Consider the following 20,832-nt stretch of genomic DNA (forward strand, 5'->3'; position numbering starts at 1 on the left):
CGGTCAGAGCGCGTCCGGGCCGCGCTCGCCCGTCCGGACCCGTACGGCCGTCTCGACCGGCAGGGACCAGACCTTGCCGTCACCGATCTTGCCGGTTCGGGCCGCCTTGACGATGACGTCGATCAGCTGCTCGGCGTCGTCGTCCTCGGCGAGGACCTCGATGCGGATCTTCGGGACCAGGTCGACGGTGTACTCGGCACCGCGGTAGACCTCGGTGTGGCCCCGCTGACGACCGTAGCCGCTCGCCTCGGTGACCGTCAGGCCGTGCACCCCGAAGGCCTGGAGGGCTTCCTTGATCTCGTCGAGCCGGTGCGGCTTGACGACGGCGGTGATGAGCTTCATGCGTCCACCTTCTTGCTCGCAGCGGCGGGGGCCGCGGCGGCGGTCCGGGCGGCGCCGCCGCCGGCACCGCTGAAGTCGTATGCGGTCTCGGCGTGCTCGGCCTGGTCGATGCCCGAGATCTCCTCGTCCTCGTCGACCCGCATGCCCATGGTCTTGTCGAGCAGGAAGGCGAGGATCGCGGAGGCGATCAGGGAGTAGGCGAGGACCGCGAAGACACCGGCGCACTGCTTCCAGAACTGGTCGAGGCCGCCGCCGTAGAAGAGGCCCTCGACGTCGGACTGGCCCTTGCCGCTGGCGAAGAAGCCGATCAGCAGGGAGCCGATGACACCGCCGACCATGTGGACGCCGACGACGTCCAGCGAGTCGTCGTAGCCGAACTTGTACTTGAGGCCCACGGCCGCGGCACAGGCGACACCGGCGATGGCGCCGACGCAGATCGCGCCGATCGGGGTGACCGCGCCGCCCGAGGGGGTGATGGCGACCAGGCCGGCGACCGCGCCGGAGGCGGCGCCCAGGGTGGTGAACGCGCCGTGGCGGATCTTCTCGTAGATGAGCCAGGCGAGCATCGCGGCCGCGGTGGCGATCTGCGTGTTGACGAACATCAGGGAGCCGACGCCGTCGTCGTTGCCGAGCCACGAACCGGCGTTGAAGCCGAACCAGCCGAACCACAGGAGACCGGCGCCGAGCATGACCAGCGGGAGGCTGTGCGGGCGCATCGGGTCGCGCTTGAAGCCGACGCGCTTGCCGATGACCAGGATCACACCGAGCGCCGCGGCACCCGCGTTGATGTGGACCGCGGTACCACCGGCGAAGTCGATCACCCCGAGCTCGAAGGCCCAGCCGCCGGTGCCCCAGACCCAGTGCGCGACCGGGAAGTACACGACGGTCGCCCACAGCACGACGAAGACGGACCAGGCGGAGAACTTCACGCGGTCCGCGATCGCGCCGCTTATCAGGGCGGGCGTGATGATGGCGAACATCATCTGGAAGACGGCGAAGGCGAAGACCGGGATCGTGTACCCGGACCAGATATCGGCCTTGTCGATGCCGGTCCAGCCGACGAAGTCGGACTCCCAGCCGATGAGCGAGCCGTGGTCCGTGCCGAACGCCATGGAGAAGCCGTAGAGCACCCACAGGATGGTGATGATGCCCATGCTGATGAAGCTCATCATCAGCATGTTGAGCGTGCTCTTGACGCGGACCATGCCTCCGTAGAAGAAGGCCAGGCCCGGGGTCATGAGAAGCACCAGGGCGGAACAGATGAGCATGAAGCCTGTGTTGGCCACAGACAGCTTGTCTGCGGCGAGCGTGATGGCTGGTGCCATCGGCGTCTCCTCGTCGTAGGTACGGCCCCGTGCGGGCGAAGCCAGAGCGGATTGAGGGGTGGGCCGGTTATGCGCCATGAGATTGGCGCAGCGCGGTTTCGGTGGAAGCCCCTCGTTGTTTCGCCGGGGTGACGAAGACGCCGTGCGTGTTACGCGTCGATGAACTGGCAGATACGGGCCGCCTCGATCGTTATCGTGGCGCAACCTTCATAGAAGGAGAAAAACCGGCCGCGGTCGGCCTTCCGATGACCTGGCATGGGGGAGCCGAGTCGGGCAGTTCGGGAGGGCCGGCCGCGGCCGGGGTTCTGGGGATTCAGACGGCTTCCGCGGTCTCCGGAAGCTCCACCGCGAGCTTCTCGGTGAGATCCACGACCTCGGCGAGATCACCGAAGTCGCGTACGGCGGTGTCGACCGTCTTTCGAATACGAGTGCTCACCCGCTCGGAGCGGACCTTCTTGGCGATGTGCATGGCCTGTTCCGCCAGGATCGTGCTCTGCTCGGGCTCGCGCTGGAGCAGGTGCACCGTGGCCATGCCGATGAGATTGAGTGCGTACGACCGCTGGTGCTCGCCGTCCTCCGCGAAGAGCTCGACGGCCTTCTGCATGAGGGGCTCGGAGAGGGAGGCGTAGGTCGGGCTGCGACCGGCGACGTAGGCGAGGTCGCGGTAGGAGTGGGAGTTCTCGCCGTACAGCTCGGCCTCGGAGAAGAAGCGGATCCAGTCGGGGTCCGGGTCGTCCCACTCGTCGGCGTCGGCGAAGGTGTCCTCGGCCATCCGGACCGCCCGCTTGCACTTGCCGGGCTGGCCCATGTTGGCGTAGGCGCGGGCCTCCATCGCATACAGCATCGACAGGGTGCGCGGGCTCGCGCAGTCCCGGCTGCCGTACTGCGCGAGGTGGATCAGCTCCAGGGCGTCCTCGGGCCGCCCTAGGTGGATCATCTGGCGGCTCATGCTGGACAGGACGTAGGAGCCGAGCGGCTTGTCGCCGGCCTCCTTGGCCGCGTGCAGGGCGAGGACGAAGTACTTCTGGGCGGTGGGCTGGAGCCCCACGTCGTACGACATCCAGCCCGCCAGCTCGGCCAGTTCGGCGGCGACCTTGAACAGCTTGCGGGTGGTGGCCTCGGGCTGGGGTTCCTGGAGGAGGTCGGTCACTTCGTGCAGCTGGCCGACGACCGCCTTGCGGCGCAGGCCGCCGCCGCACTGGGCGTCCCACTGGCGGAACATCACGGTCGTCGACTCGAGGAGGTCCAGCTCGGGTTTGGAGAGCCGGCCCACCCGGCGGGAGGAGGCGGGCTCGGGCTCGCGGTGCGGGGTGGCGGGTCCCGGGACGAGCCAGCGCTGCATGGGCTCGATGAGGGACGGGCCCGCGGACAGGGCCAGCGAAGTCCCGAGGAAGCCGCGCCGCGCCAGCATGAGGTCGCTGCGCGAGAACTCGCTGAGCAGGGCCACGGTCTGCGGGCCCGTCCAGGGCAGGTCGACCCCGGTCGCGGACGGCGACTGGCGGGCGGCGCGCAGTCCGAGGTCCTCGACGGAGACGACGCATCCGAACCGCTCGGAGAACAGCTCGGACAGGATCCTGGGGATGGGTTCGCGGGGGTTCTCGCCGTCCAGCCAGCGGCGCACCCGCGAGGTGTCGGTGGAGATGTGGTTGGCCCCCAACTGCCGGGCCCTGCGGTTGACCTGGCGGGCGAGCTCGCCCTTCGACCAGCCGCTGCGCACGAACCAGGAGGTGAGCAGTTCGTTGGGGCGCTTGTCGGACTGCGCGGCGCTGCCGGCGCCCGTCCCGCTTCCGCTGTTGCCGCCCACTGGAACGCCCCCATCCCTGAGACCACTTGTCGCCGAGTGCGCCAAGCCTTATCAGAATGCCGGTAAATACGGCCGTCCGTCCGGCGGTTGTCAGCCTTCGAACGGGGAACCGACTTGCCTCCGGCATACCCACAAGTGCATGTGCCCCCAGGACTCGTGCACTCAAAGTAATCCTACGATCACCCGTCCAGCCATGGCGATCCCGGAAACGCCACCATTCGCCACCCCTTCGAATGAACTCACGGTCGCCTCCACACGATTCACTTGACATAGACCGACCGGGGGTGGGCGGAGCGGTGCACTCAGGGGCGCACGCGGCCCGGCGCACCACCCGGGGCACTTCCGAGCGCCCACACCGCCCGGAAGAGGAAACGGAGAGTGACCGGCCGCGTCCGTCTCGTAACCACCGGCGCGGTGGACCCGTTGGAGGGGGCATGGGCTTCACGATCGGCGGCATTCGGGAGATCCGTTCCGGCACGCGCAGGCGCGGCCGCTCCTCGGAGTGCACCGCCGTCGCCGAGTTCACCGGACTCTGGGGCTGGGACGTGGTCCCGGGCGCGCGGGCCGCGGCGGGCGTCTGCTCCTGCGGTCGCGCCGACTGCCGTCAACCGGGCGCCCACCCGCTGGACTTCGCGCCTCCGGTCCCGGCCGGTGCCACGCTCGACGACGTGACCAAGGCGTGGGCGGAGTTCCCCGGCGCCGCGGTGATGCTGCCGGTGGGCCGCGCGTTCGACGTCATCGAGGTGGCCGAGCCGGCCGGGCGCCGCGCACTGGTCCGCCTGGAGCGCATGGGCCTGCCCCTCGGCCCGGTCACGGCGACCCCCGAGGGCCGCGCCCAGTTCTTCGTCGCCCCCGGCGCCGCGACCGACCTGAGCGAACTCCTCTACCGCATGGGCTGGGACGACGCCGCCTCCCTCGACCTGCGCGGCCTGGGCCCCGGCACCCACATCACCGCTCCCCCGTCGGACCGGGGCGGCCTGGGCCCGGTCCAGTGGCTCCGGTCCCCGTCCCTGGACACGGCGACGAAGCCACCGGCGGCCCGGCTGCTGCTCGGCACCCTGGCGTACGTGGCGCACCGGTCGCGCGCGTAGGCGTACGAAGACGCGCAGGCGTACGAAGAGACGTACACAGCGAAGCGCCCGCTCCCAACTGCACCTTGGGGGCGGGCGCTTCTTCGCATCTGCCGATACCGATGCGGGGACCTGATCCCTACTCGCCGATAAGCGCATCCACGAACGCCTCCGGCTCGAACGGCGCCAGGTCGTCGGCGCCCTCTCCCAGCCCGATCAGCTTGACCGGTACGCCCAGTTCGCGCTGGACCGCGATCACGATGCCACCCTTGGCGGTGCCGTCCAACTTGGTCAGGACGATGCCGGTGATGTCGACGACCTCGGCGAAGACGCGGGCCTGCACCAGGCCGTTCTGCCCAGTGGTCGCGTCGAGGACCAGCAGCACCTCGTCCAGCGGCGCGTGCTTCTCCACGACCCGCTTGACCTTGCCGAGTTCGTCCATGAGCCCGGTCTTGGTGTGGAGGCGGCCCGCGGTGTCGATGAGGACCACGTCGACCCCCATCTCCTTGCCCTCCTTCACCGCGTCGAAGGCGACGGAGGCGGGGTCGCCGCCCTCGGGCCCGCGCACGGTGTAGGCGCCCACACGCTCGCCCCAGGTCTGCAACTGGTCGGCGGCGGCGGCCCGGAAGGTGTCGGCGGCACCGAGGACGACGGTCCGGCCGTCGGCGACGAGCACGCGCGCGAGCTTGCCGGTGGTGGTGGTCTTGCCGGTGCCGTTGACCCCCACGACCATCACGATGCCCGGCTTGCGCTCCTCGGGCTCGGTCTTGACCGTGCGGTCGAGCTCGGTGCCGACCAGCTTGAGCAGCTCCTCGCGCAGCAGGCCGCGCAGCTCCTCGGGGGTACGGGTGCCGAGCACCTTCACGCGCTCGCGCAGGCCCTCGACCAGCTCCTGGGTGGGGGTCACGCCGACGTCGGCGGTGAGGAGGATGTCCTCGATCTCCTCCCAGGTGTCGTCGTCGAGATGCTCGCGCGACAGGAGCGCGAGCAGCCCCTTGCCGAGCGCGTTCTGCGAGCGGGAGAGCCGGGCGCGCAGGCGGACCAGGCGGCCGGCCGTCGGCTCCGGGACTTCGATCTCGGTCGGGGGGAGCTCTTCTGCGACGGGCGGCGCCGAGCCGTCCGGGAGATCGACCTCCTCTATGGTCCGGCGCGGTTCGTCGCGCGGCGTCTCGGCCTCGTCGCCGATGTGCGGCTCGGCCGGAGGGGCGGTGATGTCGGGCGCGGCGGGAGGTGGCGGGGGCAGCGACTTCTTGCGCCGGCTGCCGACGACGAGCCCGCCGAGCACACCGAGCACGACCACGGCGATGACTACAGCAAGGATGACGGTTTCCATAACGCGTCCAGTATCACAGGCCCTCCACCCGTGTCATTTCACCCCATATATGGTGATTAACCATGAGCTCCCTCGAAACCCACGGCCTGGAACCGGTGCCCGAGCGGGAGCGCACGGCCCGGACCCGCGACCTGTTCCCCACGTGGGTCGCCGCCAACATCACCGTGCTGCTGCTGACCATGGGAGCGGGCCTCTCGGTGGCGTACGGGCTCAGCTTCTGGCAGACCCTGGCGGTCGGCGTCACGGCGCCGACCGTGTCGTACGGCCTGGTCGGGCTGATCGGGATCGCAGGCAGACGGGGTGGCGCCCCCGGCATGGCGCTGTCCCGCGCGGTCTTCGGCCAGCGGGGCAATCTGCTGCCCGGGACGCTGATCTGGGTCGCCCGCTGGGGCTGGGAGACGATCAACGCGGTGACCGGCGCGTACGCGCTGCTGACCGTGCTGGACATCCTCTTCGGGGTCGGGAGCAGCACCGCCCTGATCGTCGTGACCCTGCTGCTCTTCGTGGTCACGACCTTCGTGATCTCGGGTCTGGGCATCGACGCCGTGCGGAGGTGCTCCCGATGGGCGTCCTGGCTCTTCGGGGCCTTCTCGGTGCTGGTGCTCGCGCATCTGATCGCCGAGACGGACTGGGACCGGGTCTTCGGCCGGGCCGCGGGACCGGCGTCGGCGATGATCACGGGCATCGGCCTGGTCGCCGCCGGCGGGATCAGCTGGGTGCCGACCTCCCCCGACTTCACGCGCTCTCTGCCGAGGTCGGCGTCGGCCGCGGCGATCGTACGCAACACGGTGGGCGGCGCCGGGATCGTCGTACTGCCGATGCTTCTCATGGGCATGGTCATGGCGTCCACGACCCCGGACCTGGCCACCGCCCCTGACCCGGTCTCCTTCCTCGGCGCGGTCCTCCCGCGCTGGCTGGCCGTCCCGTACCTGCTGATCGCCCTGGTCGGCACGCTGCTGATCAACTCGATGTCCATGTACTCCGCGGGCTTCACCGCGCAGACGCTCGGCCTGCGGGTGCCGCGGCACTGGGCGGTCTCGGTCAACGCGGTGATCTCGCTGGCCCTCGGCGGTGTCCTGATGCTGGCCGCGACGAGCTTCATGGGCACGTTCCTGTCCTTCCTGTCCCTCCTCGCGGTGACCTTCTCGGCCTGGGCGGGCGTCTTCGGCGCGGACATGCTCCGCCGCAGGCGGTACGACGCCGAGGCCCTCCTCGACACGAGCCGCGCCGGCGCCTACTGGTACCGGGGCGGCTTCGCCCCGGCGGCCGTCACCGCGTGGGCGGCGGGGCTCGGCGCGGGACTGCTGTTCACCAAGTCCGACTGGTTCACCGGGCCGCTCGCCGCCGGCAACCCGGTCGGCGAGTACGGCCTCGGCTGGGCGGCGACGATCGCGGTCTCGGGCCTGCTGTACGCGGTGCTGCCCAAGCCGCCGGTCGCCGTACCCGCATCCGACGAACCCCCGGCCATGGCCATCTGACGCCCCGTCAGCTACCGTCCCCCGCACCACCCGCCCGGTGAAGGGGGACCCCCATGCCCGTCACGGTCGTCCGTTTCAACCTCGTCGAGCCCGGCGCGACGCCCGCCTCCCTAAGCGCCCGCTACCGGGCCGCCCTGGACATGGCCGCGTACGCCGACGAGCACGGGATCACCACCGTGCAGACCGAGGAGCACCACGGCGTCGACAACAACTGGCTGCCGTCGCCGTTCGCCTTCGCGGGCGCGGTGTTCGGGGCGACGAAGCGGATCGCGGTGACCGTCTCGGCCGTCATCGGCCCGCTGCACGACCCGCTGCGCCTGGCCGAGGACATCGCCGTACTGGACCTCCTGAGCGGCGGCCGGCTGGTGACGGTCGCCGGGATCGGGTACCGGCCGGAGGAGTACGCCCAGTTCGACGTGGAGTGGAAGCGCCGGGGCAGGTTGCAGGACGAGCTGCTGGAGACCCTCCTCAAGGCCTGGACCGGCGAGGAGTTCGAGTACCGCGGCCGTACGGTACGGGTCACCCCGCGCCCCTTGACCGACCCGCACCCCCTGCTCCTGGTCGGCGGCTCCTCCGAGGCCGCCGCCCGCCGGGCCGCCCGCCTCGGCCTGCCGTTCTTCCCCAGCGCGCATCTGCCGGAGCTGGAGGCGTACTACAAGGAGCGGCTCGTCGAGTACGGCACCGAGGGCTGGACCATGATGCCGACGGCCGAGACACCGCTGCTGCACCTCGCCGAGGACCCGGACCGGGCATGGTCGGCCTACGGCGGGCACTTCCTCCACGAGGCCCGCACGTACGCCTCCTGGCAGTCCGGCGACATCCGCTCGGCGGTCCGCTCGGCGGCCACGTCGGTGGACGAACTGCGCGCGGAGGGCGTCTACCGGATCCTCACCCCGGGCGAGTGCGTGGAGCAGGGGCTCGACAACCTGGTCCTGCACCCGCTGGCCGGCGGGATGCCGGTGGAGGAGGGCTGGCGGAGTCTGCGGCTGTTCGCGGAGCAGGTGCTTCCGGCGCTGGAGGGCTGATCTGGCCCGGTCGAGCCCGGCGGTGGTCCACTGGGCCCATGAGTCTGTGCGTGGATGTGTTCGTGCGGGACGCGAACGGCCTGTGGGAGGTCCTCGACGTCCCCGAGGGCGCCGGCGACTCGGCCGGGTTCGAGTCCTGGCGCGAAGAGGTGTGGGGCTCCGGGACGGTGCGTTCACTGGGCGCCCGGTTCCTGCCCGCGCTCGCCGGGGGCGATCTGTACGTCGAGACCCACGACGTGGCGGACTTCCTGGCGGAGATCGCGCTGCTGCGGGCGAACCTGGACCTGATCGCCGCGACCACCGTGCGTCCACGGTCGATCGAGGAGCACCGCGGCGGGATCGAGCGGCGGCTGGACAACATCGAGGCGGCCGCGCTGCGTGCCCGGGACCTCGGGGCCGGGGTCCTCATCTGGTGAGACACCGCGGACCGGACAGGACACCGCCGCCCCCGGTCCTGGCGGTTGCCTGACCGGGGGCGGCGGAGGGTTCGGGGAGAAGGGCGGCGGGGTGTTGGCCCCTCCCCCCGGGCTCGTGGCGGGCCGTCAGCCCATCTCCTCCAGCGCCTTGCCCTTCGTCTCCTTGACGTACTTGAGGATGAACGGGATGGAGAGCGCGGCGAAGACCGTGTAGATCACGTAGGTCGCGGAGAGGTTCCAGTCGGCCAGCGACGGGAAGCTCGCGGTGATGGCCCAGTTGGCGATCCACTGCGCGGAGGCGGCCACTCCGAGGGCGGCGGCGCGGATCCGGTTCGGGAACATCTCGCCGAGGAAGACCCAGACGACCACACCCCAGGACAGGGCGAAGAAGAGGACGAAGACATGGGCCGCGATCAGCGCGGTCCAGCCCTGCGCGGCCGGGAGCTTGCCGTCGACCAGGTCGAAGGAGAACGCCCACGCCTCCAGCGCGAGTCCGATCACCATGCCGACCGAGCCGATCAGGGCGAGCGGGCGGCGGCCGATGCGGTCCACGAAGATCATCGCGATCACGGTGCCGACGATGTTGATGATCGACGTGGTGAAGGAGTAGAAGAACGAGTCCGTCGGGTCAACGCCGACCGACTGCCACAGCGTCGAGGAGTAGTAGAACGCGACGTTGATGCCGACGAACTGCTGGAAGACCGACAGGCCGATACCGACCCAGACGATCGGCTTGAAGAAGAACGAGCCGCCGAGCAGGTCCTTGAAGGTCGACTTGTGCTCGCTCTTCATGGCGTTCTCGATCTCGGTCACCCGCGCGCCGAGGTCGATCTTGTCGCCCTCGACCTCCTTGAGGATCTCCCGGGCTCGCTCGTGCTTGCCGACGGAGATCAGGAAGCGCGGGGACTCGGGGATGGCGAAGGAGAGCAGGCCGTAGAGGACGGCCGGGACCACCATGACGCCGAGCATGACCTGCCAGGCCTCGATGCCCATCAGCTTGCCGCGCTGGTCGCCGCCGGCCGCGTTCAGCAGGCCCCAGTTGACGAGCTGCGAGATGGCGATGCCGATGACGATCGCGGCCTGCTGGAAGGAACCGAGACGGCCGCGGTAGGCCGGCGGGGCGACCTCGGCGATGTAGGCGGGGCCGATGACCGAGGCCATGCCGATGGCGAAGCCGCCGACGATCCGCCAGAACGCCAGGTCGTACAGGGCGAAGGGGAGCGCCGAGCCGACGGCGCTGATGGTGAAGAGGACGGCCGAGATCTGCATGCAGCGGATACGGCCGATGCGGTCCGCGATCCGTCCGGCGGTCGCCGCGCCGATCGCACAGCCGATCAGGGCGATGGCGATGACCTGCGCCAGGGCCGCGGAGCCGATGTCGTAGCGGTCCCGGATGGCCTCGACGGCGCCGTTGATCACGGAGCTGTCGTAGCCGAAGAGGAACCCGCCCATCGCGGCCGCCGCCGCGATGAAGATGACGTGCCCGAGATGATCGGGGTGAGCCGTCCCGGCTCCTGACTGTGGTGCCTGCGCTGTGCTGGTCACGTGTACTCCTCGGGCCACCGGCAACGCTGCCGGCTGGGGGCGACCCTTCCAGTGGCGCATAGCTTGCCGCCGACCACCACCTGAAGGTAAGTGCAACATGCACGAGACTATGCCTTCAAGTTTCGAAGTCAAGGGTCGGTTCGGTGTGAGAAAAGAGGCACAGGTGACCGGCATGTGTTCAAGTCTTGAAGAATTGAAGACCGGTCAGCGAAGTCGCTGCGAAATCACCTTCGACACGCCGTCGCCCTGCATGGAGACGCCGTACAGCGCGTCGGCGACCTCCATGGTGCGCTTCTGGTGCGTGATCACGATGAGCTGCGAGGCCTCCTGCAGCTCCTGCATGATGCGGATCAGCCGCTGGAGGTTGGTGTCGTCGAGCGCGGCCTCGACCTCGTCCATCACGTAGAACGGGCTGGGCCGCGCCTTGAAGATCGACACCAGCAGCGCTACGGCCGTCAGCGACCGCTCGCCGCCGGACAGCAGGGAGAGCCGCTTGACCTTCTTGCCCGGCGGCCGGGCCTCGACGTCCACGCCCGTGGTGAGCATGTTGTCGGGGTCGGTCAGGATCAGCCGCCCCTCGCCGCCCGGGAAGAGCCGGCTGAAGACGCCCTCGAACTCCCGGGCCGTGTCCCGGTAGGCCTCGGTGAAGACCTGCTCGACCCGCTCGTCGACCTCCTTCACCACTTGAAGGAGGTCGGCGCGGGTCTTCTTCAGGTCCTCCAGCTGCTCGCTGAGGAACTTGTGCCGCTCCTCCAGCGCCGCGAACTCCTCCAGGGCGAGCGGATTCACCTTGCCGAGCTGCTGGTACGCCCGCTCGGCCGCCTTGAGCCGCTTCTCCTGCTCGGCCCGGTGGAACTGCTTGGGCTGGTTGCGCGGATGCTCCGGGTCCTCCGGCAGCTCCTCGCCCTCGGCCGGCAGGGAGGGCGGGACCAGCTGGTGCGGGCCGTACTCCTCGACGAGCCCCGCCGGTTCGACCCCCAGCTCCTCCAGCGCCTTGGTCTCCAGCTGCTCGATCCGCATCCGCTTCTCGGCACCGAGCACCTCGCCCCGGTGCACGGAGTCGGTCAGCTTGTCCAGCTCGGACTTGAGGTCGCGGCCGGTGGTGCGGGCGGCGGTCAACTCCCGCTCCCTGAACGCCTTGGCGGCGTCGGCGGCGGTGCGCTCCTCGTCCGCGCGCGCGAGGGACACCTCGACGTGCGCGAGGAGCTGCCGGGTACCGGACGCGACGGCCTCCGCCACGGCCGCCTCGTGCCGCAGCCTCGCCCGGCGCTGTTCGGCACGCGCGCGTGCGTCGCGCTCGGCGCGGGCGGCGCGGTCGAGGGAGTCGGCCCGTCCCGCGAGCCCCTTGACCCGCTCCTCGTGGGTGCGGACCTGGAGGCGGGCCTCCATCTCGGTCTGGCGGGCGTTGGCGCCGTCGGCGGCGAGACGGTCCCGTACCGACGTGTCGGGCTCCTCCTCGACCGGCATCTCCTCGGCCACGGCGAGGCGTTCGGCCAGTTCCTCGACCTCTTCGAGGGCCCTCTCCAGCGAGTCCTGCGCACGGGCGGCGGCCGCGGTGGAGCGCTCGGCCTCACCTGCGGCGCCTTTCGCCTGGCCGGACAGACGGCCGAGCTGCTGGGCCACGGAGGACTTCTCACGGTCCGCGGCCCGGCGGCGCTCGCCCAGCTCCTCGACCCGGGCGGCGGCGGCTCTGCGGTGCTCCACGGCTGTGTGCTGGGCCTCGGTGAGTTCCTCGCAGCGGATCGCCAGGTCTTCGAGTTCGGCTGCGGCCTCGTCGACCGAGGCCTGTACTTCGAGGAGACTCGGGGCGCCCGCGGAGCCGCCGTGGGCGAAGTGGGCGCCGAGGAGGTCGCCTTCGGCGGTGACCGCGGTGAGGTGGGGGTTGGCGTAGACGAGGTCTTCGGCGTCTTCGAGGGTGCCGACGATGACGATGCCGTGGAGGAGGCGCCTTACCGCGGCCACGAGGTCGGAGGGAGCGCGGACCAGATCTGCCGCGTGCTGATGGGTGGCGTCTGCGGGTCCGTTGTGGCTGGTCGCGCAGTTCCCCGCGCCCCTAGGTGTGTCTTCGGGAGCCCCAGCCAAGAGGAGTGACGCCCGTCCCGCGTCCTGTTTCCGCAGCAGGCGGATCGCGTCCGCCGCCGCCGCCGGTGATGTCACCGCCAACGCGTCTGCCGCCGCGCCGAACGCCGCCGCCAGAGCCACCTCGTGGCCCTGCGTCACCGTCAGGAGTTCCGCCGCCGGGCCCAGCAAGCCTGTCAGGCGGTCCTTCGCGCCGAGCAGCGCTCCCGTGCCGTCCTTCCTTCGCAACCCCATGGCCAGCGCCTCATGCCTCGCCTGCGTCGCCGCGCGCTTGCGTTCCGCTGCCGTGGCCGCCTCCCGGGCAGCCGTCAGTGCGGACTCGGCCTCGGCGAGCTGTCGCTTGGCCGCCTCATGCTGCTCGGCCAGCTCCGCGTCGCCCGCGTCGAGGCCGTCGACCTCGGCCTTGAGCGTCTCGTACTCCTCCTGCGCGGCGAACGCCCGCTCCTGGGCCTCGTCCCGCGCGGCGGCCAGCCGGTCGATCTCGGCCTGGGCGGAGGCGGCGCGCGAACGGGCCGCGTTGACCTGGCCGTTGAGGCGGGCCAGTCCCTCCCGGCGGTCGGCGATGGCGCGGGCCACGTCCTTGAGGCGGCGTTCCTCCTGGATGAGCGAACGTTCCAGCTCGGCGCGGTGCGCGACCGTGTCCTCCAAGGCGTGCTCGGCGGCCTCCAGGGCGGCTTCGAGCTCGGCCTCCTGCTCACGGATCCGGGCGGCCTCGCGCTCCATGTCCTCGGGGTCGCGGCCCCGGCGCTCCTCTGGAGGTGCCGAAGTCGCGCTCTTCACGCGCGCGTCGGCCAGCGAGATCGTGCCGCGCACCCGCTCGGCGAGCTGGGAGAGGTCGTACCAGGTCTGCTGGGCGCGCTGGAGCCGGGGAGTGAGCTGCCGTACCTCGTCCTCCAGAAGGGCCTCGCGCTGGAGGGCCTTCTTCAGCTCCTGCTCGGCGGCCTCCTTGCGCTCCTTCAGCGCGGCCTCGTCCGCGACCTCGGTCCGCAGTGCCTGGCGCAGTCGTACGAGATCGTCGGCGAGCAGGCGCAGCCGGGAGTCCCGCAGATCCGCCTGGATGACGGCGGCCCTGCGCGCCACGGCCGCCTGGCGCCCCAGCGGCTTCAACTGCCGCCGCAGTTCGTCCGTCAGGTCCTGCACGCGCGCGAGGTTGGCCTGCATCGCGTCCAGCTTGCGGAGCGCCTTCTCCTTGCGCTTGCGGTGTTTGAGGACACCGGCGGCCTCCTCGATGAAGGCGCGGCGGCCGGTGGGGTCGGCGTGCAGGACGCCGTCGAGCTGGCCCTGGCCGACGATGACGTGCATCTCGCGGCCGATGCCGGAGTCGGAGAGCAGGTCCTGGATGTCGAGGAGGCGGCAGGTGTCGCCGTTGATCTGGTACTCGCTGCCGCCGTTGCGGAACATGATCCGCGTGATGGTGACCTCGGCGTACTCGATAGGTAGGGCGCCGTCGGAGTTGTCGATGGTCAGGGACACCTCGGCGCGGCCCAGCGGGGGGCGGCCGGTGGTGCCGGCGAAGATGACGTCCTCCATCTTGCCGCCGCGCAGCGACTTGGCGCCCTGCTCGCCCATCACCCAGCTGAGGGCGTCGACGACGTTGGACTTGCCCGAGCCGTTGGGCCCCACGACACACGTGATCCCCGGCTCGAACCGGAGCGTGGTCGCCGAGGCGAACGACTTGAACCCTCGGAGGGTCAGGGCCTTGAGGTGCACGCCGCTGGACTCTACCTTCCGGGGGTGTCTCACTCCATGAACGCGCTGTCGCCCGCGGTTTCACCGTTGAACGTGCAGGGCACACCAAACGTTAAAGAGGGTGGGAGAGCGCACGGGGACAAGAAAGAAGGGACGCCGAAGCGTCCCTTGCAAACTCTGACAACTTAGCGGTTGATACAGGCCGCCCAACCACTGCGTGAGCTGTCGTGGAGCGATGCAGTGATCAGGTGAGCGCAGGCTCCGCCTGGTGTGCGTCGATGCTCTCCAGGAGACTTTCGTGAGAAGCGGCAGCCGCGAGCGCGTCGTTCTCGGCCTGGATCCGTACGAGCTCGGATTCCAGGTCCTGGACGCGCTGCTGGAGCCGTCGCATCTCGGCGAGGAGTCGAGGGTCGGAGCCGCCGACGTAACCGAGAAGCGCCTTTGCCATGATGGATGGTCCTCCACACTGAGTGACCGACCGAAGCGGTGTGGGTCGTGAGGGATTCGCACCCGCGGTGCTTGACACTCTTGAGTTCGTGCTGCCGTTCATCCATGCCAAACAGCTAAGGTGCGCGGGGTGCTTTCAGCGTCTCACCAAAAAGTTTGACGGTCAACACGATCACACCCCGTATTGGCGGGCGACCCGGGCCTGCGCGGCCTGGAACGGCGGCGGTGCGGCTTTCCCGGGGCTCTCGGGGCGTGACGATCATTCTTAGGTGCGGAGCCTGCCACGGAGCATCGTTCTTGGCAACCACCAGCGCCTTTCTGCTGCGGGCAGGTGCCGGTGGCATGTCCCTCCGCTTCCGCCTGGGCGGTTTTACAGAAACGGCTCATCGGATGGCGAAGCCGTCGTAACCCCCGCGAGGTGTGTCCCAGATCTCGGTGACGCCGTCCACGCGGCCGGGCGTGTCGTCACCCTGGAGCCAGTCGAGGAGTCCTTCGCAGCCCTTCCGCGGCCCTTCCGCGACCACTTGGACGCGTCCGTCGTCCAAATTGAGAGCAAAACCACTCAGGCCGCCGATCTCCAGGGCCTTGGCCCGCGTGAACCAGCGGAAACCCACACCTTGGACGCGTCCTCGCACCCAGGCGACCAGTCGCACATCCTCGCTCATGGGTGCAACCTAACCGGCCAATGTCTCTCTGGGCACTCCCTCCTCTGGCGCCATGCGGTACTGTCCGCTGCCAATGAATCTCATACGAAACTCACTCGATCGTGTGGGTTTTGTGACTTGGTTGACCGGGGGGACGCGTCGACCTCACGAACAGACGAGGAAGGCAAGGACATGGGACGCCACCGACGCTCCGCCGCCGGCCGCGCCGCCACGGGCCGCGCCACGGGGGTCACAGAGACGCACAGCTCCCACGGGGGCGCATTCGACCCACAGGACTCGTACAACTTCACCTCGGTGGGCGTCGCCACCTACCGGGGCCAGGAGGAGCCGGACCCCTACGCGCGCAGTGACGCCTACCTGTTCGCATCGGAGGAGGAGTACGCCCTCTACCGCGGCGAGGGCTACACGCCCGCCGACGGCCCCCGGCGCGGCGGCTCCCACCGCCGCCGCAAGCGGAACCTCGTGACGCCGGTCAAGACCGGTCTGCTCGGGGTCTCGGCGGCCGTCGCGATCGGCACGGTCGCGGTCGCCACGGGTGTCGTGCCCGGCCTGGACAACTACAAGCTCGGCGGCGGCACCAGCACCGGCGGCGACGTCCAGGCGGCCGGCTCGCCCACCAACTCCCCGGCCGAGCAGGGTGGCACGTCCGGCAGCGCCGAGAACCGCGAGGACGGCTCGTCGACCAGCCGGGACGCCGAGCGCGCCTCCTCGCCCACGCCGGCCCCCTCGACCTCGACGGCCGCGCCGACCGAGAAGCCGACGGAGAAGCCGGCCGCCACCCCGAGCGAGAAGCCGGAGACGACTCCCTCCCAGAAGGAGAAGGAGCCGGCGCAGCAGGAGACCACTGCGCCGGTGGAGGTCTCCACGGAGGCCGCCGCCGCTGCCGAGGTGCTTCAGCTCGTCAACGTCGAGCGGGCGAAGGTCGGCTGCAGCCCGGTCGCCGCCAACAGCGCGCTGGCCGACCTGGCCGCCGCCTTCAGCAAGGCCATGGCCGACCAGGGCTTCTTCGACCACACCGACCCGAGCGGCGCGACGCCGTGGGACCGGGCCGCGCTGGCCGGCATCACCAGCCTCGGCGGCGAGAACATCGCCCGGGGCCAGTCCGACCCGGCGGCCGTCATGGAAGCCTGGATGAACAGCCCCGGCCACAAGGCCAACATCCTGAACTGCGACTTCAAGACGCTGGGCGTGGGTGTTGTCTTCGGCGCGGGCGGCCCCTGGTGGACGCAGGACTTCGGGTACTAGACACCGACGGCACCACGACGTGGACACCGGCGGCACCACGACACCGGGCTTCGGCATCGATCGCGGTCGCACTAACTTCCGGTTAGTGCGACCTGTCGGTTAGTGCTGTATTCCAGTACGCTCGTGATATGGACACCACACAGCCGCCTCTGGAGGCGCAGGACCTCCCGTACGACGTGTTCGCCAAGGCCTGCCCCTCGCGCGGCACGCTGGAGCACGTGACGGGCCGCTGGGGCGGACTGACGCTCGGCGCCCTGTACGAGGGCTCGCTGCGCTTCAACGAACTGCGCCGCCGGGTCGACGGCGTCAGCGAGAAGATGCTCTCCCAGACCCTCCAGGCCCTGGAGCGCGACGGCCTGGTGCACCGCGAGGCCCAGCCCACCAACCCGCCCCGCGTCGACTACGAACTGACCCCGCTCGGCCGTGACGTCGCCGAGCGACTGCTCGGCCTCATCCATTTCGTGGAGGGCCGCATGGACGACGTACTGGCCGCCCGCGAGCGCTACGACGTGACGCGCGGCGCCCGCTGACACCGCGGGCAGAAGTAGCTGGACCGGTTCATCCACGGCCGCCGGCGCATCGGCGTACCGCACCTCTTGCACGGCAGCCCCTCACGGCCGTACGCGTCGAGAGACCGGTCGAAGTACCCTGACTCGCCGTTCACGTTGACGTACAGGCTGTCGAAGCTGGTGCCGCCGACGTCCAGGGCCGCGTTCATCACATCCCTTACGTGGCCCAGGAGTTCGGCCGTGCGCGGGCGCGTGAAGCCCGCCGTGGGGCGCTCGTAGTGGATGCGCGAGCGCCAAAGGGCCTCGTCCGCGTAGATGTTGCCGACTCCGCTGATCAACGACTGGTCCAACAGGGCCCGTTTGACGGTGCTGCGCTTGCGGCGCAGGGACGCGTGGAAGGCGTCGTCGTCGAAGAGCGGGTCCAGGGGGTCGCGGGCGATGTGCGCGATGACGTCGGGCAGTCCGTCGGGGGTGTTGTCGTGCAACGACAGTCCGCCGAAGGTGCGTTGGTCGACGAAGCGCAGTTCGGTGTCGACCTCGTCCGCGAACCGCACCCGGATCCTGAGGTGCTTCTCGTCGGGCGCCGCGGGCGGCTGGACCAGCAGCTGACCGCTCATCCCGAGGTGCGCGAGGATCGACTGGCCGGTGTCCTCCAGCGGCAGCCACAGGTACTTGCCGCGCCGGCTGGGCGTCCCCACGCGGTGCCCCTTGAGCCGGTGCGCGAAGTCGTCGGCACCGGCGAGATGCCGGCGCACCGCACGCGGGTGCAGCACCTCGGCATCGACGACCGTACGGTGGGCGACCCACCGCTCGAGACCCCGCCGTACGACCTCGACCTCGGGCAACTCGGGCATGGGGCTCCCCCGTCACAGACCGGTGTAAGAGCCGAGCGCCCGCCCCGGTGTACGGGGCAGGCGCTCGACCGCGCTGTTCTTCCGGACGCGCTGTCGTCCCAGCCGCGCTCTGTTTCAGGGCGCGCTGTCGCTCCAGGCGTCAGGCGGAGACGGACGACGGACCTTCGTCGTCGTCCTCGGCGGCTTCGACGGCTTCGACAGCCTTCTCCGCCGCCGCCTTGGCGCGCTCGTCCGCGGCGGCCCTGATGGACCTCCACGCGGACTCAGCGGCCTGCTGCTCCGCCTCCTTCTTGCTGCGGCCGGTGCCGGTGCCGTACGAGACGCCTCCGACGCGGGCGGCAGCAGTGAAGGTCTTCTCGTGATCGGGGCCGGTCTCCGTGACCAGGTACTCGGGCACGCCGAGTCCTTCCGTCGCGGTGAGCTCCTGGAGACTGGTCTTCCAGTCCAGGCCGGCTCCGAGGTTCGAGGACTTCTCGATCAGCGGGTCGAACAGGCGATGCACCAGTTCGGAGGCCGCGTCGAGGCCCTGGTCGAGATAGACCGCACCGATCACCGCTTCAAGGGTGTCGGCGAGGATGGATGCCTTGTCCCGGCCGCCCGTGCCCTCTTCACCCCGGCCGAGCCGGATGAAGGAGCCCAGTTCCAGTCCGCGACCGACCTCCGCCAGCGCACGCGAGTTGACCACCGCGGCCCGCAACTTGGCCAGCTGGCCTTCGGGCAGGTCGGGGTGGGTGGTGTACAGCGTGTCCGTGACGACCAGACCGAGCACGGAGTCCCCGAGGAACTCCAGCCGCTCGTTGGTCGGCAGACCGCCGTTCTCGTACGCGTAGGAACGGTGGGTCAGCGCACGCACCAGAAGGGCGGACTCGAGTTTGTACCCGAGCCGCCCTTCCAACAGCGTGTGGGACGAGGCCTGGTTGTCGCCCGAGTTCTTCTTCGGCGTGGACACAGTGCCTCTCACCAGCCGCTCAGACCTCGAGGACCTGGCGCTTGTTGTAGGTGCCGCAAGACGGGCACGCGATGTGCTGCAGCTTGGGCTCGTGGCAGCGCTCGCACGCAACCAGGGTGGGGACCGCAGCCTTCCACTGCGACCGGCGGTGGCGCGTGTTGCTGCGCGACATCTTCCGCTTCGGAACAGCCACGGCTACTTCTCCTGCTTCTCGTCGACGCCCGCTTCCGCGTCAGCGCCGCTGATCTCGTCCTTCTCGCCGTCTCCGAGTGAACCGGCGAGTCCCTGCAAAGCCGCCCAACGAATGTCGACGGCATCATGGTGGTGGTCCGGGTCGTCCGTGAGCCGCGCTCCGCACTCGGAGCACAGGCCCAGACAGTCGTCCTGGCACACCGGCTGCATCGGCAGTGCGAGCACCACCGCATCACGCAGCACGGGTTCGAGGTCGAACAATCCGTCCTCGATGAAGAGCCTGTCCTCGTCTTCCTCGGCGTCGTCGGCCGGTTCCGCCGCGGGGCGGCCACGGTCGTCGGCGTCAGGGTACGAGAACATCTCCTGGAAGTCCGCTTCGAGCGCCAGCTCAAGCGGCTCCAGACACCTTACGCACTCCCCCTTGGCCTGTGCACGGGCGGTGCCTGTGACAAGCACCCCTTCCATGACCGACTCAAGGCGGAGGTCGAGCTCGACCGGGGCGCCTTCCGGCACTCCGATCACTCCCTGGATCCCGAGATCCTTGGGAGCGTCGATCTCACGGGTCAGGCGCTGGAGCGCGCCAGGACGCCGGCCCAGCTCGTGTGTGTCGAACACGAGAGGGTTGCGGTGGTCGAGGCGGGCGTTCAGAGCCATTCCTGCTTTCGATCTTCGAACTCAGAGGGACGCTGCCCTTCGGTGTTCCCGGGCAGCGTTGATCGCGGACGTACACGCGACCGAAGAGCCAGGATACTGGACCTTTCGCTCACGGCCCAATCCGGTGGTCCCTTACTGGCCGCGACCCTGCTCGTACGCCCTCAGCTGCTCCGGCGTGATCATGCCGGTGTCGAAGAGGCTGGTCTCGTCCAGGGCGTAGCTCTGCTGCGCCTGGTGAGCCTGCTGTTGCTGCTGGGCCTGGTGCGGGTCGTACCCGGCCTGCTGCTGGTCGTAGCCCTGGTAGGCGTAGGGATCGGCCTGCTGGTAGCCGTACTGGTCCTGCTGCGCGTACGGATCGGGCTGCTGCTGGTAGCCGCCGTAGACGTCGGTCTGCTGCTGATAGCCGTACGCCGCCTGCTGGGCGTACTCCGGCTGCTCGGCCGGGGTCTGCTGCGCCCGGGCCGCGGCCCGGCTGTCCTGCTCGGCGAGGGCCGCGAGGTCGGCCAGGTAGTCGGCGTCGCTGGAGTGCTGGACGGTGGAGGTGTCGTCGGCGAGGGCGCCGAGGTCGTCCGAGGCGATACGGCCGTGCAGCTTCTGGCGGCCGCGGCCGACGGCCTCCAGGGTCTTGGCGAGGACCGCCTCGAAGGCGCCGAGCTTGGCGTCGACGTAGGAGTCGGCGTCCTTGCGCAGGGTCTCGGGGTCGTGGCTGCGCTCGGGGGCGTCCTCGTCCTCGTAGCCGTTCTCGTCGAGGCCGGGACCGGTGCCGAGGAGCTTCTCGCGGCCGCGGCCGACCGAGCCGAGGGTCTTGGTGAGGACGACCTCGAAGTTGGCGAGCTTGGAGTCGACGTAGTCGTCGGCCTCGGCGCGGACGTCCTCGGCCTCCTGACGGGCCTCGTTGAGGATCCGGTCGGCCTCGGCCTGGGAGCGGCGGGCGACCTCGGTGTCGGAGATCAGCGAGCCGCGCTCGGCGTGCGCCGTGGAGATGATCCGGTCGGCCTCCTGGCGGGCCTGCTCGACCATCTGCTCACGGCCGCCGATCAGCTCCTGGGCCTGCGCGAGGGAACCGGGCAGGGCCTCGCGCACCTCTTCGAGCATCGCGAGCAGTTCGGCGCGGTTGACCATCACCGAGGCCGACATGGGCATCGACCTGGCGCCGGAGACCGAGGCCACGATCTCGTCGAGCTTCTTCTGCACGTCCACCTGTGCTCGCC

Annotated in this window: 19 protein-coding genes; 6 read left to right on the forward strand and 13 right to left on the reverse strand. The window is 70.1% G+C overall.

The genetic code is table 11. From position 1 onward, the window contains the following. Nucleotides 1–3: 3 nt before the first annotated feature. The 3 genes from G3I78_RS28670 to G3I78_RS28680 form a co-directional block, all read right to left on the reverse strand. Entirely contained in the window at nt 4–342 is a 339-nt protein-coding gene (locus G3I78_RS28670; protein ID WP_003997576.1) for a P-II family nitrogen regulator, read from the reverse strand. Then, nucleotides 339–1,667, reverse strand: a complete 1,329-nt coding sequence (locus G3I78_RS28675) for an ammonium transporter (RefSeq protein ID WP_164429675.1) — start codon at nt 1,665–1,667, stop codon at nt 339–341. Before G3I78_RS28675 ends, G3I78_RS28670 begins: the two co-directional genes overlap by 4 nt. Nucleotides 1,668–1,980: 313 nt before the next feature. Beyond that, complete coding sequence (locus G3I78_RS28680; RefSeq protein WP_164429677.1) at nt 1,981–3,471, reverse strand: hypothetical protein; 1,491 nt, start codon at nt 3,469–3,471, stop codon at nt 1,981–1,983. Nucleotides 3,472–3,905: 434 nt separating this feature from the next. Between G3I78_RS28680 and G3I78_RS28685 the strand changes: the two genes are divergently transcribed. Further along, nucleotides 3,906–4,562, forward strand: coding sequence for a bifunctional DNA primase/polymerase (locus G3I78_RS28685; RefSeq protein WP_164429679.1), 657 nt, complete (start codon nt 3,906–3,908; stop codon nt 4,560–4,562). A gap of 118 nt (nt 4,563–4,680) precedes the next feature. Here the strand turns inward: G3I78_RS28685 and ftsY are convergent, their stop codons facing one another. Continuing rightward, the gene (ftsY, locus tag G3I78_RS28690) at nt 4,681–5,874 is read right to left on the reverse strand and encodes a signal recognition particle-docking protein FtsY (RefSeq protein ID WP_164429680.1); all 1,194 of its coding nucleotides are present in this window, start codon (nt 5,872–5,874) and stop codon (nt 4,681–4,683) included. A 62-nt stretch (nt 5,875–5,936) separates the two neighbouring features. Here ftsY and G3I78_RS28695 point away from each other — a divergent pair, with 62 nt between their 5' ends. From G3I78_RS28695 to G3I78_RS28705, 3 genes are read left to right on the forward strand one after another with little or no spacing between them, the layout of a single operon-like run. Then, the gene (locus tag G3I78_RS28695) at nt 5,937–7,352 is read left to right on the forward strand and encodes a cytosine permease (protein ID WP_164429682.1); all 1,416 of its coding nucleotides are present in this window, start codon (nt 5,937–5,939) and stop codon (nt 7,350–7,352) included. Nucleotides 7,353–7,405: 53 nt separating this feature from the next. Further along, nucleotides 7,406–8,377, forward strand: a complete 972-nt coding sequence (locus G3I78_RS28700; RefSeq protein WP_164429684.1) for an LLM class flavin-dependent oxidoreductase — start codon at nt 7,406–7,408, stop codon at nt 8,375–8,377. A gap of 38 nt (nt 8,378–8,415) precedes the next feature. Then, a complete protein-coding gene (locus G3I78_RS28705) occupies nt 8,416–8,793 on the forward strand; it encodes a hypothetical protein (RefSeq protein ID WP_164429685.1) in 378 nt (125 codons plus the stop codon). Between the two features lie 126 nt (nt 8,794–8,919). Here the strand turns inward: G3I78_RS28705 and G3I78_RS28710 are convergent, their stop codons facing one another. The 4 genes from G3I78_RS28710 to G3I78_RS28725 all read right to left on the reverse strand — a co-directional run bounded on the left by G3I78_RS28710 (nt 8,920) and on the right by G3I78_RS28725 (nt 15,218). Continuing rightward, a complete protein-coding gene (locus G3I78_RS28710; protein ID WP_164429687.1) occupies nt 8,920–10,338 on the reverse strand; it encodes a sugar porter family MFS transporter in 1,419 nt (472 codons plus the stop codon). A gap of 204 nt (nt 10,339–10,542) precedes the next feature. Beyond that, complete coding sequence (smc, locus tag G3I78_RS28715; protein ID WP_164429689.1) at nt 10,543–14,127, reverse strand: chromosome segregation protein SMC; 3,585 nt, start codon at nt 14,125–14,127, stop codon at nt 10,543–10,545. A 223-nt stretch (nt 14,128–14,350) separates the two neighbouring features. Beyond that, the gene (locus G3I78_RS28720; protein WP_057616507.1) at nt 14,351–14,554 is read right to left on the reverse strand and encodes a hypothetical protein; all 204 of its coding nucleotides are present in this window, start codon (nt 14,552–14,554) and stop codon (nt 14,351–14,353) included. A 382-nt stretch (nt 14,555–14,936) separates the two neighbouring features. Next, nucleotides 14,937–15,218, reverse strand: coding sequence for an acylphosphatase (locus G3I78_RS28725; protein ID WP_164429690.1), 282 nt, complete (start codon nt 15,216–15,218; stop codon nt 14,937–14,939). A 171-nt stretch (nt 15,219–15,389) separates the two neighbouring features. Between G3I78_RS28725 and G3I78_RS28730 the strand changes: the two genes are divergently transcribed. Both G3I78_RS28730 and G3I78_RS28735 read left to right on the forward strand, forming a co-directional pair. Continuing rightward, nucleotides 15,390–16,463 carry a CAP domain-containing protein gene (locus G3I78_RS28730; protein ID WP_164429692.1) on the forward strand — a complete coding sequence of 358 codons (1,074 nt, stop codon included), beginning with the start codon at nt 15,390–15,392 and terminating at the stop codon, nt 16,461–16,463. A 128-nt stretch (nt 16,464–16,591) separates the two neighbouring features. Then, nucleotides 16,592–16,993, forward strand: a complete 402-nt coding sequence (locus G3I78_RS28735) for a helix-turn-helix domain-containing protein (RefSeq protein ID WP_164429694.1) — start codon at nt 16,592–16,594, stop codon at nt 16,991–16,993. On the opposite strand, the gene mutM is transcribed toward G3I78_RS28735, so the two are convergent. From mutM to G3I78_RS28760, 5 genes are all read right to left on the reverse strand, one after another. Next, nucleotides 16,966–17,826: a bifunctional DNA-formamidopyrimidine glycosylase/DNA-(apurinic or apyrimidinic site) lyase gene (mutM, locus tag G3I78_RS28740; RefSeq protein ID WP_164429695.1), complete on the reverse strand. Its 861-nt coding sequence runs from the start codon at nt 17,824–17,826 to the stop codon at nt 16,966–16,968. The two genes, G3I78_RS28735 and mutM, sit on opposite strands and share 28 nt — an antisense overlap. A gap of 139 nt (nt 17,827–17,965) precedes the next feature. After that, a complete protein-coding gene (gene rnc / locus G3I78_RS28745; RefSeq protein WP_164429899.1) occupies nt 17,966–18,775 on the reverse strand; it encodes a ribonuclease III in 810 nt (269 codons plus the stop codon). Nucleotides 18,776–18,794: 19 nt separating this feature from the next. After that, a complete protein-coding gene (rpmF, locus tag G3I78_RS28750) occupies nt 18,795–18,968 on the reverse strand; it encodes a 50S ribosomal protein L32 (protein WP_007493396.1) in 174 nt (57 codons plus the stop codon). 2 nt (nt 18,969–18,970) lie between these two features. Next, on the reverse strand, nt 18,971–19,621 hold the full coding sequence (locus tag G3I78_RS28755) for a DUF177 domain-containing protein (protein ID WP_164429697.1): 651 nt from the start codon (nt 19,619–19,621) through the stop codon (nt 18,971–18,973). 132 nt (nt 19,622–19,753) lie between these two features. Continuing rightward, the gene (locus G3I78_RS28760) at nt 19,754–20,821 is read right to left on the reverse strand and encodes a cell division initiation protein (protein WP_164429699.1); all 1,068 of its coding nucleotides are present in this window, start codon (nt 20,819–20,821) and stop codon (nt 19,754–19,756) included. Nucleotides 20,822–20,832: the final 11 nt, after the last annotated feature.

Origin of the sequence: Streptomyces sp. SID13726, from assembly GCF_010548375.1 — a bacterium.
GTDB lineage: Bacteria > Actinomycetota > Actinomycetes > Streptomycetales > Streptomycetaceae > Streptomyces.